The organism is Terrisporobacter muris, assembly GCF_024621905.1.
Taxonomy (GTDB): domain Bacteria; phylum Bacillota; class Clostridia; order Peptostreptococcales; family Peptostreptococcaceae; genus Terrisporobacter; species Terrisporobacter muris.
Genome location: NZ_JANKBY010000034.1, coordinates 1 through 20,038, shown reverse-complemented (window position 1 = coordinate 20,038; position 20,038 = coordinate 1). Strand labels below are relative to the sequence as shown.

The following is a 20,038-nucleotide window of genomic DNA, read 5'->3' as shown; positions in this document are numbered from 1 at the left end:
AGTTATCAACTTATTCTCTTCATAAGAAGTATTAATATAAATTTTATAGTATTTTGATAAATTAACTTGTTCTAGTTTTACATTGCTTAATATATAATCTATCTCTTTATTGTAATTTCCGTTAAAAAATATATTACCTTCCATCTCAAGTGCTAAATTATTAAAGTTTCTACTATTTTCTTCTGAAGATGCATTCATAAGTACATTTTTAATATTATTAACATCTCTATCCATTAGCAAGGCTGATACAACTATATACATTTTGTCTTTGATATCTATATCTACACTAGATACAATAAAATCTATATTCGTCATATCTACCTCACTCAGTCTATGTACTGATACAATATCTACTATAGTCCATTGAGGGAAAGCCCTCTTTAGTCTAGTTGCTAATAGCTGTGATGTTCCATAACCACTATGGCATACAACTAATACTCTTTTACTACTAACACTTCTTTCTACTGCTGCTTGAAAATAAGTAGCTATATAAGAAATTTCATCAATACTTATATTTGTTATATTATAATATGGCGACATTAATCTTATAGATAACATGCATAGACCTAAGATTTCACTAAATCTTTCTTTAATTTCCTTTAATAATGGATTTTTTATTTGAATATCATAATTCAATCTATTTAGCATAGGTTTTATATGTAAAAGTAGACCTTTTTGCAATAATTCATCTTCTCTTAAATTTATATTTAAAAATTCTGACATTATATCAATCATCATATTTGTTACTTCTTCACTATTATTTATATAATTTTCCGATATTAATCTATTATTATCAAGTGCATTACCAAATCCAGAAGAAACTATATATTTGTATATATAATAAATCTCTTCGTTATTTATGGATACACCATATCTTTCTTCTATTTTACCAATTAAATTTATAACATTTTCATAGACCTTTTCATTTAAATTATCAAGTAATTTTATTTTATCTTCTTTAGACTCTATTTGATTGCCTTCCTTTAACCTTTTAATACAAATCAATATATGTGTTATTAGATTAATATAGTAGGGTTGGCTAATAGTATAATCTAGATTTTCTTCTAGTTCCCATATTATACTTTCTATAAACATAATCGAATCCAAATCAAAAATATTTGATAATGCAGAAAATGTTGACAACTCAATTCTCGTAATCTCTGGTAATTTATCTTCTTCATTATTTTGATCCAATATATCCTCCAGCAAACTAGCAATCGATTTCCTTATATCTGTTTCTTTACCTAGTATTTTAGTTCCTTCCAAAGTCTTACTTAGCTTTATATTATATTTTTTTAGCCATTCCTCAATATATTTTAAATCATTCACAATAGATGTTTTACTAACATAATACTTCTCGGATAATTGATTTATTGATGTGCTAGAATTTGAATTTAATAATAACATTTTTAGTATTTCCACTCTTCTCTGGTCTACTGAAACACTATTTTTCTCCTTTAAATTAATGTTTAAATTATTTATAAATTCAATATTTGAGCTAGCATTACTGTCAATCAATATTCCATATCCCCTTTTTGCGTCTATTTTAACATTAAATTTACTAATATAATTGCCAATTATCTTTAGATCTTTTTGTAATGTTTTATCTGACACATTCAATTTTTCTGTGAAATATTTTATTGGTTTATATTCGCTCTCTTCTAACATTAATTTAATAAAATCAATCTGTCTAGATGTTAATATATCCATATAAGCAGCCCCTTTTTATAGTATATTATTACAATGATAACATACTATATGCTTTAAAAAAATACTAAAAAACTTCTGTTTCACAAAAGAAGTTCTAATATACCCTATCAAAATAAGTCTAATTTTAGCAAAAAAAGTTACTCCTCATGGAGTAACTTTTTAGAGTTATTATTTATTTTTTCAATTAGATTCTTTTAGTAATATTCTATTTACTAGAATTTTACATAATTTTTATAATCTGCAAACATTAGATATTTTATTTCATCGTCTTCTTCTACAGTTGGAATTCTATCCTGAGGTTCATAGAAACGATTATCTACGTTATCATCATTGGAAGTAGATACTTCAAATAACATAACATCTCCCGTTCCTGGTACTCCTTGCCACATATGATACTGATAAGGAAGAAGTGTAACACTTTGTCCAGGTTTTAGAATAATCTCACCTCCTGCTGGTACAACAACCTTTTTACCATCTACAGTTACAATTGCATCTTTATCTGTAAAACCTTCACTTTCATCTGACTGCCAGATTGTTATCTCTAAGTCTCCACCACCACGATTAATAATATCTTCTGTTTTACTCCAGTGGAAATGATACGGAAGAATTTGTCCATCACGTACATAAAGGAGCTTTTCACAATATGGTTTAGGATACTCTTCCTTATTATAAAAGTTACCATTACGGAATACAAATACAGTCAGACCTACTTTCATAAAATCTCCTGTACCAAAGTCAGTTACATCCCACCCTAACATATTATCTACCAGTTCCTTTTCAGTTCTTTCTAAATTTCTCCACTGATCGGGTGTATAGTATGCAAATGGTGGTAATGGCAATTTAAAATCATCTATTTTTCCAATTACATATTCTATTGCTTTATTTATCTCAGATCTTTTCATATTATATACCTCCTAAAAAATATACTTCTTTTTATATAAGTCAATTTCCTCTTTTGATGTCAAAATTTCAATTTCTATACGGAAGTGCTTCTCTTCATTTCCCTTAATTGTTTTTAATCTTCCTTCTTCACGCTCTGCACTTCTACCGTTTACACGTGCATTTCCTGGTTCAATTCCTGCAACATAATTGCCAAGTCCAGTAAACTTCCATTGAGTAAAACAATCTAACTCTGACTTATTGAATTTTAAAGTTATACCCATTTCAATCTCTTCATTTATAATAGCAGCTGTACAAACATCATTATAATCTTCTAAATTGTGATAATATACTATATCTTTATAATCTTGAGTAGGCCCAAGATAAGAATTATAATGTTCATTTTGCTCCTTAGCATCTTTATCTCGTGGCAATACTTCTTTGGAATGTGTCAATAATTTAGCAGTGTTATCAAGTATAGGATGACCTATATTAAAATGATAAAGCAACATAAATTCTTCTTCATTAAATCCTGCATTTTCTACCACATCATCTATAATAATTCTATTTGTACCTGCTTGAACAAAAATTGTACGTTTTAACTCTAAATTATAATTTAAAGCTTTTGATTCACGCATTTTTCCAAATATTTTGAAATACAGCTTTTCATCTTCCCAGTATTCTTCTATATTCACCCTTTCTGCAGGTGTATTTGATATACGGCCATGCAGAGGAAGAATTTCACCCTTATCTTCTTCTGGTGTTCCAATAGATTTTAGTCCACAAGTTACAAGTAGCCCTCCTGCAAAACTTCTCAACCATCCATCAGAAAAGGTTTCATAATAGTTAGAATGTACTTCTCTGTTATATCCTTGATATGCAATTGGAACTGATTTATAGCTACATCTTCCTAGATCCATCCCTCTTGTTTCATTAATTTCAAAAGTTAATCCACTTCCTGTGGTAATTTCTATAATATTACACCCTTTAGCTCTTCCTTCTGACAAAGAGTATCTACGAACTCCTGCAACAGATGAACAATCTCCAAAATAAGTCATTAAATCTCTTTTCGAGTATCTTTTGTCCATCAACTTTATTGACATTTATTTATCACCTTCTTTACTCTTTAATGTAATATTTTTTACTTAATATAAGTAAGACAAATAGTTATTAATTTTAATAACTATTTGTCCATATTAATTTAATATTAAAATTCACTAAATGTTAAATCATCTAAATCTATTTCTTCTTCTTTTTCCTCTACTTGTTCTTCTGGTTTATGTTTTAGGAACTGTAATGCTATTGCAAATACTATAGAGCCAACTAATAATGCACCTAACCACGCTAATGGTTTATTTAAACCTGGAAGTGCCAAGAATCCACCTGATGGAACACTAGATGAAACACCCCATAGTCCGATTAATGCTCCACTTGTGCCAGCTCCTAATGCAGTACAGATAGTAATACGTACTAAATCATTTAATATAATTGGGAATGATCCTTCTGTTATTTGGAAACATCCCATAACAAATGCAGATTTTAATGCATCTATTTCTTTAGTTGAGAACAACGTTTTCCCAAGCATTTTAGATAAGAAGTAACCTATTGTTAAACCAAATGGAGCAATCATACTTGCTTGAATCAAGTTTGCAATTGGTCCACCTATTCCTTCTGATAATAATCCTGCAGCAAATGTAAAGACAACTTTATTGATTGGTCCACCATAGTCAACAGCAGATAATACTCCAACTACTAAACCAAACATAACAGCTGCACCTGGATTATTTTGCATTGACATTAGCATACTAGTAATTGAATTAGTTAACCAAGTTATAGGTACACCTATTACATATTGCATTGCTGTACCAACTATTAATGCAACTAATAATGGTAATATAAGTTGTGGCAGTAGTCCTTGTACCCACTTAGGTACTTTTATTACTTTTAATAGCCATTTTGTAAGATAACCAACAAGGAAACCACTTACTAATCCACCTAAGAAACCATAACCATCAACTTTACAAAGTAATCCTAATACTACACCTGGAGCTATACCAGCTTTATCTGCAATGGAATAAGCAATACCTGTAGAAATTATTATTGGAATGAATCCTAAAGCTGTACCACCTAAAGTAGTAAGTAAATCAGGTAAACTTGTAGAAGCATTTAATGCTTCTACACTTGTACCTCCAAAAATATTACCGATTACCATTAGCATCCCCGATGATGCAACAAATGGAATCAAATATGCAATTGCAGTCATCATATGCTTCTTTGCTTGTAAATTTTTCATACCTAAATCCCCTCTCCGTGTTATTTCATTCTTATTACTTTATTTTGATAACATTGTTTCTATTTTTTTAATCAATGCTTCTGATGAATGAACTACTGTCTTTGTAGGAACTTCAATTACTTTTTTACCTTTAAATCTCTCTTTACCTGATATACTTACATCAATTGCAAGAATTACAACATCTGCTTCTGCAACTTGTTCATCTGTTAATGGGTTTTCCTGACCAATTACTCCCTGTGTTTCAACATGAATTGTATGTCCCCTTTTTTCAGCTGCATTTATAAGCTTTTCCTGAGCTAAATATGTATGAGCAATTCCTGCTACACAAGCACAAACACCAACTATTTTCATAATAATTCCTCCTATTTATTTCATTATCTGAAACAATCTATTATCTCTTTACTGCTATTGGCATTTACTAATGATTCAACAACCTCTTCCTTAGCTAATTTTCTTGCTACCTGAGCTAATAATCTAAGATGGTCTTTTGCAGCTTCAATATCATCTTGAACACCAAACAGTATAATTACTTTTACACCTTTTCCATCTAATGTTTCCCACTCTATTTCTCTATCTAATTTACATATTGAAATTGCACTTTTCTTAACACTTGTACTTTTTCCATGTGGAATTGCAATCATATTTCCAATTCCTGTTTCGCCTATTTCCTCACGTTTTAATACATCAGTTTTGAAAGATTCCACATCAGAAATATATCCATTATCATGTAATAAAGTACACATCTTTGTAATAGCATCAACTTTATCTGTGGCTACTAAACAATCCTTTATTACATGTTCATCAAGAATTTCTAATAACTCCATATTCCACCATTCTCCTATTTTTATAATGTATAATATTTTAATTTATCATTTGAATTAAATAATCTAATTTTATGAACTACAGTTTCATTCATTTTATCTATACAAGCAGGGAATATATCTAATGGTTCTCTTAATTTATTGTCTTCTAATACCTTTCTACACTCTTTAAAGAATGCTGCTTTTATATCAGAAGATATATTTATTTTATTAACACCACGTTTTACTGATTCTGCTATTTCTTCATCTGGGTTTGCTGATCCACCATGTAATACAAGAGGTACAGAAACTTTTGATTTTATTTCACTTAATAAGTCTAATTTTAAATGTGGTTCAAATCCTTCTGGATATATACCATGAGCTGTTCCTATTGCTATTGCTAAACAGTCACATCCAGTAGCTTCTACAAATTTCACTGCATCTTCTGGTTTTGTATAAATTATTTCGTCTGTTCCTCCCTCACTATCTCCATCAGTAGTTCCTATTGTTCCTAACTCAGCTTCTACTGATATGTTTAGTGGATGAGCTATTTCTATTACTTTTTTTGTTAACTCTATATTTTCTTCAAAACTTTCTGTGCTTGCATCTATCATTACTGAAGTGAATCCATCACGAACAGCTCTTTGTATTTGCTCAAATGTTGAACCATGATCCAAATGTAGAGCAACAGGAACTGTTGTTTTATTTGCCATATCTTTTATCATTTCAACAAAACTGTCTCCTGTAAATGCTAATTCATTTGGATGTATTGCTAGTATTACTGGTGATTTTTCCTTTTCACAAGATTCAATTACTCCTCTTAACATGCATTCTGATGAAATATTGAATGCTGGAACTGCAAAACTTTCCTCATTTGCTACTTTTAATAACTCTGCCATGTTCATTAACATAATAAAATACCACCTTTTCTTAAAATATTATTAATAATTACTTTTGTAAATTCATTATTTAATCATTTATCATAGATTGTCGAATTGAAGTTACATTTGTATTTTTGTTTTTGTGTTTCTTTATACTTTAATGTTAATCGAAACATTTTCCCCAGAAAATAACAAGTGATTTCTTTTTATAAATGGAACTTATAGTATACTTATAGTTCCATTTATCACTACGGAACTATTAATACAGAATGCTGCTTTATAAAAGTAGTAGTTTTTTCATATAATATTGTACAATTATACATATATTTTAATTATTTGTTATAATCTACATAACTCATTTAACAAATATGGTCTTAAATAAATACTTTCTTATGGGAAACAGTTATTGAACAGGTATCAAGCTCTTAGATTCTCTCGTATTAGAAAAGTAAATAGTTCCCTAGCAAGATATGAAAGACAACAAAAGTACTTATGCAATTGCTTACAAATCAAAATCAATGCTAGTTTCAAAATACCCTAAATTATTAAACTCAGTTCTACCATATATAAAAAACTAACTTAAATAGTTCAGAAATCATGAAACTAGGTATACAGAATTAGGAATAGTAAGCAGTAATGATGATATAAACTCAACAGTTGTTCTTCATTATTTTATTCATAAGGAAAGAGTGTAAATTAATCTGTGCTTTAGAGTAATTTCGTTCCTCTATAGCAATGGATTTATTTTATAGTTGATTCCCATAAATCCAAAAGGAAATATATATAGATTCAAGCTGTCTATCAGAATATTCAAGTATATGATCATTTATTTAACTTACATGTTCTGACTATATTTCTAGTTAACATTCCTCTCTAACAAAGTAAAATTATTTTTTCTTCAATGTGATCATAAAAAATACCCCCTTACCGGCATTGACTTTATATTTTGATCATTACCATAAAGGAGTATTTATTATAAGAACAAACTATTTTACATTACAATTTAAGCTCTAAGTTAGCTAGATTAAGAACTTCTTCTCTAAAAGTCTCTATACTTATTCGATCTATAAAATCGCCTAATTTTTCACCTGGATTAGCTGTATTTTTATAATAATAAAGTATAGTTTTAACTAAATTAAATGCTCCCTCTTCACTTAAGCCTCTAGTAACTAAATCTGCACTTCTTGGATAATATCCAGCACTACCACCAACAGTAATATAAAAAGTACTATCTAAATCAACCATTACTCCTATATCTTTAGAATATACACTAGTACATGCATTTTTACATCCTGCCACTCCTATTTTAGTTCTGCAAGGAAGTTCCATGCCATGAAATTTTTTACTAAGTTTCATTCCAATACCAATAGTAGGGTATTTTGATCGTTTGCAATAATTTGCTGGGCATATTTCTACATTTTTAAGTGAATTTTGCACCTTTACAGCTGGCTCCATACCTAACTCTTCCCATATTGCAGGTAAATCTTCTTGTTTCAAATTTGTAATTAAAATTCTTTGACCAGAAGTTAGCTTTAAAACACCTTTATATTTTTTAGCCACTTCTCCTATTTTTATTAAATCATCGGGAAGAATAAAGCCACCTGGAATATGTGGTGTTATGGCATACGTTCTTTTTCCATTTCTTATTTTTTGTAAATTTCCATATACACTCATTTACACATATCTCCTTTGTATAAATAAATTAATTAATATTTTAGTATACAACAATAAAACTTATTTTATCTACTTTATTTCAATATCATAACTAACTTCAAAACTCTCTCCAATATTTAACTTATTAATATATTTTTTATTTTTATATATCTTATTAGAGTCAACACTATCAGCTAATCCATACCAAGGTTCTATACAAATAAATGGTGCTGTACTATTCGTATCTTTATAATATGGAGTCCATATCCCTACCAACGGAAAATCTTTAATATTTATATTAATATAGAATTCTTCTTTGCTTGATTTTAATGAAACTTTATCTATATTCGTATAAATTATAGCATCATTTTCAAATACGCTAGAATTCAGCTCCAATATAGGCAAAGATTCTATTTCCTCTATTTCACCATAATAAGGGCCCTCTAAATTAATTTTATTCACATTCTTTCTACACTTAAATTCAATATAATAATCAATTAAGTTCTCTGGTGATGAAATATTAAAAGCTGGATGCCCTCCTATTGAAAAATATATTTCTTGTGAGTCTATATTTTCAACTTTCCAAGTAATCTTAACTTTTTCATCGATTATTGTGTATGAGATAAAAAGATTAAAATTATATGGATATATTTCTCTACTCTTCTCATCTGAAGTTAACTTATACGTTATAGACTTTTTATCTATACTAATTAAGTCAAAATCCATATCTCTAGCAAATCCATGTTGATTAATATTATATATTTTATCTTCTATTAGAGTTTCATTTTCCTTTAATCGTCCTACAATAGGAAAAAGTATCGGTGACTGCCTCCCCCAATATTTCTTGTCTCCATTCCAAAGAACTTCTTTGTTATACTTCTTCGAATATATTCTTGTTAATTCCGCTCCACTACTTTTACTCTCTATTATTAGATCCTCATTTTCTAAAATATACATATATCCTCCAAATTCATCTATATTATAGTTAATAAATATAAATTATGTAAAAAAAGCTATCTTTTGCAAGATAGCTTACTTTATATCATTTAAGTTAATTATTTATTAAAAGTTTTTTTTACATAAGCTTTTATTTCTTCTGCAGTCCCTAGAGATAATATTTCCTCTGAGAATTCTTTCATTTCTTCAAAGCTTACTGAATTTATTAATTTTCTAGCAGGTAATATTGATATTGGACTCATTGAGAATTCATCTAATCCAAATCCAAGTAATATTGGTATCATTAATTGATCCCCTGCAGATTCTCCACACATTCCAGCCCATTTGCCTTCTTTGTGTGCATTATCTATAACCATTTTTATAAGTCTAAGTACAGCTGGATTAAATTGGTTATATAAGTAGCTTATTTTTTGATTCATTCTATCAACTGCACAAGTATATTGAATTAAGTCATTAGTTCCTATTGAGAAGAAATCAACATGCTTAGCAAGAACATCTGATATTACTGCAGCAGATGGAACTTCTATCATCATACCAACTTCTACTTCATCAGAATAAGCTATATTTTCAGCTTTTAACTGTGCTTTAACTTCTTTACAAACTTCTTTAGCTTGTAATAATTCTTCTAATGAAGATATCATTGGGAACATTATTCTTAATTTTCCATGAACACTAGCTCTATATAAAGCTCTAAGTTGAGTTACAAATATTTCTTTTCTATCTAGGCAAAGTCTTATCGCTCTGTATCCTAAGAATGGATTCATTTCTTCATCCATTGGTAGATAATCTAATTTCTTATCTCCACCTATATCAAGAGTTCTTATAACTATTGGTTTTCCATCCATTCCTTCAAGTACTGCTTTGTAAGCATTGTATTGCTCTTCTTCACTTGGGAAATCACTTCTATCCATATATAAGAATTCTGTTCTATAAAGTCCTACACCTTCAGCATCATTCTTTATTAGACCGTCTACATCTCCTGGAGTACCTATGTTACCTGCAAGTTCCACATGTCTTCCGTCAGTAGTTACAGTTGCCTGCCCTTTTAACAATTCTAAAGCCTTTTTGTATTCTTCAAAATCAGTTTTTAATTTTCTATATGTAGCTATAGTTTCTTCATCTGGATTTATTATAACTTCACCAGTATCTCCATTAAATGCTACAAAATCACCATCTTTGATTTCTTTAGTAGCATCACTTAAACCAACTATAGCAGCTATTTCTAATGTTCTAGACATTATAGCAGTATGAGAAGTTCTTCCACCTATATCTGTTAAGAAACCTAAAACTTTTTTCTTGTCCATTGTTGCTGTATCAGATGGTGTTAAGTCATGAGCAACTAGTACTACTTCTTCAGCTAAGTCAGCTAAATCTACAACTTTTACACCTAATATATGTCTAAGCACTCTATTTGTTACGTCTTTTATATCAGCAGCTCTTTCTCTCATATATTCATTGTCCATAGATTCAAACATAGCTACGAACATTTCTTTTATTTCATTTAATGCAAAATCTGCATTAACTTTTTCATCGTTTATTTTGCTAACAGCAGATTCTACTAGTTCTGGATCTTCCAATACTAATAAGTGTGCTTCAAATATTTCAGCTTCATGCTCACCAAGTTCTGCTAAAGCCTTTTCCTTAACCTTTGTTAATTCTTCTTTTGAAACTTCAACTGCAGATCTTAATTTTGCTACTTCTGCCTCACAATCAGTTATCGATTTTCTTTCTATTACTAATTCTGTATCCTCAATTACTAATGCTTTCCCCAATACAATCCCTGGAGATGCTCCTATTCCCTTTAACATGTTGATTCTCCTCCTAAAGATATTATTTACATTAAAACCTGGGTAATTTATACCCAGGCTTCTATTGGATTATTCACCAAATCCAGATTCTACTAATTCAACTAAAGCATTAACTGCTGCTTCTTCATCTGCACCAGCTGCACATATAGTTACTTCTTCACCTTTTCCAAGGCCTAAACTCATTATTCCCATTATTGATTTAGCGTTTACTACTTTACCTTTGCATTTTACTTCAACTGTTGAAGTGAATTCTGATGCTTTCTTTACAAACATACCAGCTGGTCTTGCATGTAAACCTGTTTCATTTTTGATTACTACTAACTTTTCCATTTTACAACCTCCAGGCAAATTAAAAAATTTAATTAAATAATTAGCTTATTTTTGTTTATTAAAATCATAAATAATCAAATTAGTGATTATTTTCGCTAATTTACTAATTGAGTGAGTGACAAGTAACTTATCATCATTCATTTGTTTATTACAAACTTGGACTACTTTATTAAAATCATAAAGTTCAATCCTATTTATATTATTTTCCTCAAGCTTTCTTTCATATATACTGTAAAAAATATCTTTGTAGGTTGAGCTTTTATCAATATCTAAAACCTCAATAATTTTAGGTATTATATTTTCCATCAATGTTCTTCGATTTATATCTTTTTTTATATTCAATAAATAACATAAATCATTTATTGTATCCTTACTTAGATTACAGATTTTATTAAAGCAATAATCTTCGTTATATTTACAGTCAAGATTGAAGAAATAATTAACACCATCATACCTCTTATAAGCTTTCATTGTATCAAGATATCCAAGCTTTATATTTGTTTCAATATGATCCTTATCTTTGTTAAGTGAACCTCCCAAATACTGAGATGGTACTATAACTTTTAAATTTAAATCTTGATATCGATTTATTATCATCCTTCCAAGGAAGTCATCAACTAATCTAATTACTACTATATCATCATATCCCTTTTGTGCCAACATATTAATTGGTATATTGTCAGAAAACATTCCATCTAGATAAAGTTTGTCATCAAGCTTGTCCAATTGAAATATAGGTAATGATGCACTTGCTATTAAGTAATCTACTAATCTTCCCTCTGGTATATCATCTGTATAAAGAAGCTTTGGGAATATCTTACCATCCCAATATGCTGTAGTTATACCAAAGTCTATATTAGACTTTCTTATTTTGTCTTCATCGATTTTTTCCTCTAATAGTTTTCTAAGTGGGCTTATATCTATCCCTTGGTTTTTTCTAGCTTTATTCATTAGTTCAACTACATCATGAAAATTTTTTGCCTTCATTTCAAGATTTTTATATCTTTCATATGTATCTTCATCTATATTCATAAAGCTTTTATAATCATAGTTTACCCAAATATCTTCCATAGCATCAAAATCTCCTTGAACAATAAGTGCCCCATTTAATGCTCCTATAGAAGTTCCTGCTATGCCAGTAAACTGTATCCCTAAATCTTTCAAGGCTCTATATGCTCCTATTTGATAAGCGCCTTTTGTTCCCCCACCTTCTAATACAAGACCTTTTTTCATTTTATCACCTAACTTTTCATGGAGAATATATATAATATAATACATTCTCCATATTTTTTCCATGTTATTTTATAGCCCCTTTGGTATTTACAACTTTAACTGACTTTAAAAATAATTTCTTTTCTATCGGTTTTAGTGATAAGTTGTTCATTATATAATTTTCTTCATCTACAAGATAAATTTTTTTATATCCTGTTTTTAAGAAAGACATACATACTGTTCTTATATCTTCTTCATCTTCACATTCAAAGAAAGACGGTGAAACTACCAACTTATATAATGATATTTTTTTGTTTTTCATAGTCTGTTTATAAGTGTTTAAAAAATTACTTGCCTCTTTTTTACTTATAAAACCACTTACATCAATATAAACTCTTTTTTCATCTTCATTTATGTTCATATTTATCACTTATCTCACCTCCAAATAATTCATTGTCTTATTATATGAATTAAGCTTGGCAAAAGTGCTATAAGTTAAGTGATTTATTAATTAATTCGTTAATTTTATTTTGCAGGAAATGGCTTTCATTTTCAAGGTAATTAATTTCCTTATTAAGGATATTTTTTTTACCTTGCAACTTTACTCTATTTTTGCTCATTTCAACTTCTTTTTTTATAGAAATTATTTTTTTGCTAGTATCTTCTATTTCATTATAATTCTTATCTTTAAATATCTTTAATTTCATCACTTTATTTGGATAGTAATCATATATTTTATTTCCCATACATTTTCCTATCATTTTAAAATATCTATCATATATTTTACTATTTAATATTCCAACTATGTATTCATATGAAAATACCTTTTCATACTCTTTTTTTATATAGAATGAATACACATCCGCACTGCTAAAATTATTGTTGTTATCTATAGCAAACTTATTATTAGAACTTTTATATGGATACATTATTTTTCTTCTTTCAAATAAACTTGTATCTCTGCCCCATTGAAGTTCATACCATTTTCTAACTTTCTTAATACACTCTCTTCTGTTTTCTAATTTATTTTTGTAAGGTTTAAAGCATTTTTCTTCAATATAGGGATAATTATTAATCTCCTCAATATCATTTGAATAAATTAATTTTTGATCACTTTCTTCTATTATATATTGATTTACATTTCTATTTTTTATCCATGACTTTAAAAGTTTTTTATCAATATGTTTTATTCTTTCATCTTGGTTATTTAATATAAATGCCTTGTCGCAACCAGTAATTATTCCTTGAAAACTTATACATATATCCTCTAAAGTATATTCACTTTTTTCCTCTATTCTATCATAAAGTATTTTTTCTTCATGATTAAGTATTATCCAATCATTTTGTAAATATTTTTGATTAATGCTTATTTTCTCACATTTATCACCATCTAATAATATCTTTAAGTCTTTTATATTATCAATATTTATACTATCTCTTATTTTATATGTAGCTAATATATTATAATCTGTTTTTTTCTCTAAAATAGCTATGAGAGTTGCTATACCTAAGTTTTTAAACACATTAACATTTTTTAAGTCTATAATTTTTTTTATATTACAACTGCTCCAAAGATAATCTCTAAGAAATTTACCTGATGGACTTTCTAAAAAATACCTCGGTGTAATAAATCCAATTTTCCCCTTATCATTTATTAAGGATAAAGCTTTTTTATAAAAACAAAAATACACGTCTGCCTTATCTTTATAAACTTCTTTATATTCACTTAATAAAAATTTTTTATATTCTTTATCTAACATCTTATGACCTATATAAGGTGGATTTCCTACAATATAATCAAATTTAATGAAATACTCTTTCCTTAGAGCATCTTCACAACTTATATTGTTTATGATTATTGGAGTGTCTTTTTCTTCATTGTCATAATATAATTTCTTTTTATTTAAAGTTTGTTTTAATATATTTATTGCATCTTTATCTATATCTACACCATAAATGCATTTACTTATAATATGATCACTTATATTATTAATGTATTCTTCACCATATTTCTTATTTATTTCTTCTATATTATTTTTTATTAGTGTATATAGCACATCATAAACTTCTATTAAAAAGTTCCCACACCCACATGATAAATCTAAAATCTTAGGTTCTGGATTTTTGACTATATTGTGATTTTTAAACATTTCTTCTAATATGTATTTAACTATTATTTTGGGTGTATAGTAGATCCCCTTTATTTTTTTATCGTATAAAGTTAAGCTTTCTTCATATGATTTTGCAAATTCATAATTATCTATTTTTCTCCCCCCTTACAAACTTCATGCCCTCTGTTGAAATTATAGCATATTTGTTTTTTGTATAAATATGTAAATTAAAAAACCGCCCCTTTTTAAGAGGCGGCTAAAATTATTTCAATACTCTTCTTCCATTTACAAAAGCATTTGAATAATAATTGCTATCTAATTGAGAAATTACCACTTTACCCTGACCTGAAGATGAATGTATAAATTGATTATTGCCTATATAAATTCCTACATGAGAAATAACATTACCTTTAGCTCCTACAGTATCAAAAAATACTAAATCTGATGGTTGTAGATCTTCTTTACTTATATATGTCCCGTAAGCTCCTTGCTCCTTAGATGTGCGTGGTAAAGATATATTAGCTATATTTTATATACATACCAAGTAAACCCAGAACAATCAAATGTATTAGGACCTTCGTCCGTCCACACATATTTCTTTCCAAATAAAGTTTTAGCATATTCAATTATTTTGGCTGCCTTTGCAGAGATGGTTATTTGATTAATATCTGTAGTTTTATCACTTAAGTATTTGTGCTCGATAAAAATCCAAGTGTATCTTATATCTAACTAGAGTCCATCAATCTGACTGTGGTGATATTTCTACTTCACTATTCTTAGGTAGTTATTGTATTATTTCATAATCAGTTGATGGTCCCTTTCTAAAATTCAAATTATCTGTATTAACTTTTTTTATTTTATTTTCTATAATTTCACTCATATCATCTCTTATAATTTAATATTATAAGATTATCAAGTCCTATTGATAATTTTAACAGAGAAAAACTCTATTATTGTAAATATATGCATGTTTATAGATATTTATGTTTGTATATTTTTATGTAAAAAAACTGTCTCTAAAAATAGAGACAGTTTACAGTCTATAATACTCTTCTAGCATTTACAAAAGCTCCATTATAATAAGAACTCATTTGCGATATTACAACTTTCTTTTTACTTGATGAAGCGTGTATAAACTCATTGTTACCCATATATATTCCAACGTGACTAACATTTCCATCATTTGATCCATTTGTATCAAAGAATATTAAATCACCAACTTTTAAATTACTTTTACTTACAGAAGTACCATACTTACTTTGATCCTTTGAAACTCTTGGTATAGTAACATTTACTGAATTTTTAAATACGTAGTATGTAAAACCTGAACAATCAAAGCTACTTGGGCCTTGAGCTCCCCATACATATGGCTTTCCAAGTAAAGTCTTAGCTAGTGATATAACTTTACTTGCTGATGAAGATGTCGAAGTAGAACTATCTGAAGCAGTACTACTTAAATACTGACTTGAAACATATCCTGTTTGGCCATTATATTTTATTTTTGACCATCCATTTGATGTTGATATTACTTCAACCTTATCTCCACTTGATAACTTTCCTATTACCGAGTTATTTGTTGATGGCCCACTTCTAACATTTAATGATGAAGCATTTACATATTTTATTGTTGTAGTACTTGATTGTGGAGCACTACTACTTAAGTATTTACTTGAAACATATCCTGTCTTGCCATCATATTTTATTTTTGACCATCCATTTGATGTTGATATTACTTCAACCTTATCTCCACTTGATAACTTTCCTATTACCGAGTTATTTGTTGATGGCCCACTTCTAACATTTAATGATGAAGCATTTACATATTTTATTGTTGTAGTACTTGATTCTGGAGCACTACTACTTAAGTATTTACTTGAAACATATCCTGTTTTGCCATCATATTTTATTTTTGACCATCCATTTGATGTTGATATTACTTCAACCTTATCTCCACTTGATAATTTCCCTATTACTGAGTAACTTGTTGATGGTCCACTTCTAAAGTTTAATGATGAAGCATTTACATACTTCGTCGTTTTAGTGCTTGATGTATCTTTCTCCACATAATCGCCATAAACATATCCTGTTTTACTAGAATATTTAACTTTTATCCAAGAACCGCTTTCACCTAAGTACTCTACTTTATCACCTTTGTTAAACTTCCCAATTGATGAATAACTTGTTGATGGTCCACTTCTAAAGTTTACTGCATCTGCTGTTATGATCCTATATTCAGTATCCGCAAATGCTGTCGTCATTCCTGTATGTAACATTATTGATGATGCTACTAATCCTGTTAAAACGTATTTCTTATCAATACTCATAAATGTATTATAACTTATTATAAGTTATAATTCACTCAACTCCTCTCCCAATGTTATTTTATATATATTGTCAATTTTAAATATAGCTTACCTAAATACTTTCAAATATTACTATTAGTATTATTACAAAAATGTAAGTATTTGTCCATAATACTAAGGGTATTTACATTATTTACATGAGTAATTTACTAGTTTTTGGATATAATAATAGGCCAGCAATTACTTTGCTGACCTATTATTATATCAATTTATTATTGTTTACCTGTGCTTCCAATTCCGCCTCTATCTTCTGCTTGAAGCTTTTCAACTTCATTAAAAACTATCTTAGGTTGGTTTTCTTGAATTCTAAATTGGCATATTCTATCATTTACTTCTATTACTGTGTCTCTAAGAGCAAATACTGGCATAAACCACCAATCATTTGGTCCACAATATGTATTATCTACTATTCCACAGTGATTAGTTTGAATTATACCAAAGTTTTTGAAAGTACTACTTCTTGGTACTATATGAGCTTCATAACCTTTTGGTAATTCCATAGCCACACCTAACGGAATTAATTTAAACTCTCCTGCTTTTAATTCAACTTTTTCAGCTGCTCTTAAATCTATCCAATCAGATTTTCCATCTATGTATTCTAATCTTTTTATCTCATCATTAAGATATTGAATTTTAATATTTTTCATTTCTTAATCTCCTTTTAAAGTTTAACTATTATATCCAATTTTAAATACTTTTATATTTTACTACAATATATAATAATATGTAAGAGTGTAAGAATTTAATTTGCAAATACTTGAGAGAACACCTATTCTATGGTAATATTGTAAATGTTCAAAAGGAGGTAGAAAATGAAACTTATTTTAGCAGAAAAGCCATCTGTCGCTAAAACTATTGCATCCTTTTTAGGTGCCAATGTAAGATGTAATGGATATTTTGAAGGAAATGGATATATTATTACTTATGCATTTGGACATTTAGTTTCTTTATATGATATGAAGGATTATGATAAGGATAGATACTCTGGATCATGGAAGATGGAGAATTTTCCATTTATCCCGCAAGATAGATTTAAATTTAAAGTTGAAGATTCTAAAAAAAATCAATTTGATGTAATTAACACTCTATTACATAGAGATGATATTGAATATATTATAAATGCAACAGATAATGACCGTGAAGGTGAACTAATTGCCTTTTTAATTTTTCTTATGGCAAAAAATAAAAAGCCTGTAAAAAGAATATTAGTAAACGAATGGACACCTCAAGATATAACAAAAGGTCTTCAAAATCTTAAAGATGAAGAAGATATGAGAAACTTACAAGCAGCAGGATATACAAGATTAATAACAGACTGGTTAATAGGTATAAACTTTACTTCTATTGCAACACTTAAATATGGTAATGGAAAGTTATTAAATATAGGACGTGTAATTCTTCCAACTGTAAAACTTGTTTATGATAGAGATATGGAAATTCGAAACTTTGTTCCAAAAACTTATTATGAAATAGAAGGAAGTTTTAGATGTAAAAACGGTGAATATAAAGGTAAATTAGTAAAAAATAAAAATAGTAAATTTGATACACCAGAAGAAGCTAGAGCAATAATTGATAGTATTACTTCTAAAGAAGGTATCATAACTGATAAAAAAGTAACTACTTCTAAAGAATATGCTCCTAAATTATTTTCTTTAACTTCACTGCAAGGTTATATTACTTCAAAGTATAGTAATTTTACATCTGACAAGGTCCTTACAGTCTGTCAGTCTTTGTATGAAGGTAAAGGTAAAGGTGGATATATTACTTATCCAAGGACTGACTCAGTTTTCCTAGAAGAAAGCTTAGTCGATAAAACTTCTGATACTTTAAACAAATTAAAAAAGGGCCTACCTTATGAAAGTAAAATTAAATTTACTAAAACAAAAAGAGTTTTTGACTCTTCAAAGGTTGATAGCCATAGTGCCATCACACCAACTTATATAGTACCAACTAAATTAACGCCTGATGAAGCTATTGTTTACAATGCCATCAAGGATAGATTTATAGCTAACTTTATGCCACCTGCAGAGTATGAAAATACAGAAATAAAAACTGATGTGAATAAAAATATATTCATTACAAAAGGAAAAGTCCTTAAGGTTAAAGGATATTTAGAAGTTTATAATAAAGAAGAAAAAGATGATTTACTTCCTATGATGGATAAAAATGAGGCAGTTGATGTTATAGAAGTAAAACCTATAAGTAAACAAACTACTCCTCCTAAGCCATATACAGAAGATACTTTACTTAAAGCCATGAAAAACTGTGGTAAAAATGTACCTGAGGAAGATACAACAGTATTATCTGGTTACTCTATAGGTACTTCTGCAACTCGTGCTGATGTCCTTAAGAAAATCGGTCAAGTTGGATATGTAAGTAAAAAAGGTAAGTCTTACGCTATAACTGATTTAGGTCAAAATCTAGTAGAAATTTTCCCTGTCAAAGAATTATTTGACGTGGATTATACTGGTAAACTAGAAAAAAGTTTAAGCGATATTCAAAAAGGGCAATATACAAGAAAAGAATATCTTAATAACATTATGAGTTTTATTTGGAATAGTGTTAATTTAATTAAAAATGATAGGCCTAGAAAAATAAGTACAGAAAGTTTTACTTATAATGCTAAAACTAAGAGGTTTGTAAGTGATAAATCTATATCATCATCTAAAAAATCTACATCTTCTAAATCTGTTACAACTAAAAGTTCTGGATCAAACGATAATACTCCTTTAGGTAAATGTCCAGTATGTGGCGGAGATGTTCTGGAAAACTCTAAAGGCTTCTTATGTACTAATTATACTAACTGTAAATATGGTATTTTTAAAGACGATAAATATTTACAGTTATTTAAAAAGAAACCTACTAAAACTATGGTAAAAAGCTTGCTAAAAAAAGGTGAAGCTAAGGTGAAATCCTTAACTGGTAAAGATGGAAATAAGTTTGATGCCATACTTAAATACGAAAAAAATGACAAGGGTTATTATTCTTGGTTAATAAAAAAAGATCAATAATAAAAATAGAGGGATTAATTGCTTTAATAC

The 20,038-nt window shown here is 28.5% G+C and carries 19 protein-coding genes; 1 reads left to right on the top strand and 18 read right to left on the bottom strand.

From position 1 onward, the window contains the following. From NSA58_RS04760 to NSA58_RS04675, 18 genes are all read right to left on the bottom strand, one after another. The coding region (locus tag NSA58_RS04760; protein ID WP_257560192.1) for a BglG family transcription antiterminator at positions 1–1,710 on the bottom strand (1,710 nt) is incomplete at its 3' end. 212 nt (positions 1,711–1,922) lie between these two features. Further along, positions 1,923–2,612 (bottom strand): D-lyxose/D-mannose family sugar isomerase, encoded by a 690-nt coding sequence (locus tag NSA58_RS04755; RefSeq protein ID WP_257560191.1) that lies wholly within the window; start codon positions 2,610–2,612, stop codon positions 1,923–1,925. Positions 2,613–2,624: 12 nt separating this feature from the next. Next, positions 2,625–3,692, bottom strand: a complete 1,068-nt coding sequence (locus tag NSA58_RS04750; RefSeq protein ID WP_074429132.1) for an aldose 1-epimerase family protein — start codon at positions 3,690–3,692, stop codon at positions 2,625–2,627. Between the two features lie 104 nt (positions 3,693–3,796). Then, on the bottom strand, positions 3,797–4,882 hold the full coding sequence (locus NSA58_RS04745; RefSeq protein ID WP_074429131.1) for a PTS fructose transporter subunit IIC: 1,086 nt from the start codon (positions 4,880–4,882) through the stop codon (positions 3,797–3,799). 39 nt (positions 4,883–4,921) lie between these two features. Beyond that, positions 4,922–5,233, bottom strand: a complete 312-nt coding sequence (locus NSA58_RS04740) for a PTS fructose transporter subunit IIB (RefSeq protein ID WP_074429130.1) — start codon at positions 5,231–5,233, stop codon at positions 4,922–4,924. 23 nt (positions 5,234–5,256) lie between these two features. Beyond that, complete coding sequence (locus tag NSA58_RS04735) at positions 5,257–5,706, bottom strand: PTS sugar transporter subunit IIA (RefSeq protein ID WP_074429129.1); 450 nt, start codon at positions 5,704–5,706, stop codon at positions 5,257–5,259. Between the two features lie 20 nt (positions 5,707–5,726). Beyond that, positions 5,727–6,593 carry a ketose-bisphosphate aldolase gene (locus tag NSA58_RS04730; protein WP_074429128.1) on the bottom strand — a complete coding sequence of 289 codons (867 nt, stop codon included), beginning with the start codon at positions 6,591–6,593 and terminating at the stop codon, positions 5,727–5,729. 966 nt (positions 6,594–7,559) lie between these two features. Continuing rightward, complete coding sequence (locus tag NSA58_RS04725; RefSeq protein WP_039680629.1) at positions 7,560–8,237, bottom strand: nitrite/sulfite reductase domain-containing protein; 678 nt, start codon at positions 8,235–8,237, stop codon at positions 7,560–7,562. A gap of 69 nt (positions 8,238–8,306) precedes the next feature. Then, the gene (locus NSA58_RS04720) at positions 8,307–9,173 is read right to left on the bottom strand and encodes an aldose 1-epimerase family protein (RefSeq protein WP_039680628.1); all 867 of its coding nucleotides are present in this window, start codon (positions 9,171–9,173) and stop codon (positions 8,307–8,309) included. Between the two features lie 98 nt (positions 9,174–9,271). After that, positions 9,272–10,981, bottom strand: coding sequence for a phosphoenolpyruvate--protein phosphotransferase (gene ptsP / locus NSA58_RS04715; RefSeq protein WP_074079690.1), 1,710 nt, complete (start codon positions 10,979–10,981; stop codon positions 9,272–9,274). 69 nt (positions 10,982–11,050) lie between these two features. Continuing rightward, positions 11,051–11,311 carry an HPr family phosphocarrier protein gene (locus NSA58_RS04710; protein ID WP_039680626.1) on the bottom strand — a complete coding sequence of 87 codons (261 nt, stop codon included), beginning with the start codon at positions 11,309–11,311 and terminating at the stop codon, positions 11,051–11,053. A gap of 45 nt (positions 11,312–11,356) precedes the next feature. After that, complete coding sequence (locus NSA58_RS04705; protein WP_079764678.1) at positions 11,357–12,607, bottom strand: patatin-like phospholipase family protein; 1,251 nt, start codon at positions 12,605–12,607, stop codon at positions 11,357–11,359. Position 12,608: 1 nt separating this feature from the next. After that, entirely contained in the window at positions 12,609–12,953 is a 345-nt protein-coding gene (locus NSA58_RS04700; protein ID WP_039680625.1) for a hypothetical protein, read from the bottom strand. A 58-nt stretch (positions 12,954–13,011) separates the two neighbouring features. Beyond that, positions 13,012–14,673: an Eco57I restriction-modification methylase domain-containing protein gene (locus tag NSA58_RS04695; protein WP_242842756.1), complete on the bottom strand. Its 1,662-nt coding sequence runs from the start codon at positions 14,671–14,673 to the stop codon at positions 13,012–13,014. Positions 14,674–14,896: 223 nt separating this feature from the next. After that, positions 14,897–15,151 (bottom strand): C40 family peptidase, encoded by a 255-nt coding sequence (locus tag NSA58_RS20835; protein WP_408648035.1) that lies wholly within the window; start codon positions 15,149–15,151, stop codon positions 14,897–14,899. 5 nt (positions 15,152–15,156) lie between these two features. Continuing rightward, positions 15,157–15,261 (bottom strand): NlpC/P60 family protein, encoded by a 105-nt coding sequence (locus tag NSA58_RS20830; protein WP_408648034.1) that lies wholly within the window; start codon positions 15,259–15,261, stop codon positions 15,157–15,159. 413 nt (positions 15,262–15,674) lie between these two features. Beyond that, positions 15,675–16,958 carry a C40 family peptidase gene (locus NSA58_RS04680; RefSeq protein WP_257560190.1) on the bottom strand — a complete coding sequence of 428 codons (1,284 nt, stop codon included), beginning with the start codon at positions 16,956–16,958 and terminating at the stop codon, positions 15,675–15,677. 251 nt (positions 16,959–17,209) lie between these two features. Then, positions 17,210–17,644, bottom strand: coding sequence for a dUTP diphosphatase (locus NSA58_RS04675; RefSeq protein WP_074429126.1), 435 nt, complete (start codon positions 17,642–17,644; stop codon positions 17,210–17,212). A 165-nt stretch (positions 17,645–17,809) separates the two neighbouring features. Between NSA58_RS04675 and NSA58_RS04670 the strand changes: the two genes are divergently transcribed. Next, entirely contained in the window at positions 17,810–20,008 is a 2,199-nt protein-coding gene (locus tag NSA58_RS04670) for a type IA DNA topoisomerase (RefSeq protein ID WP_039680621.1), read from the top strand. Positions 20,009–20,038: the final 30 nt, after the last annotated feature.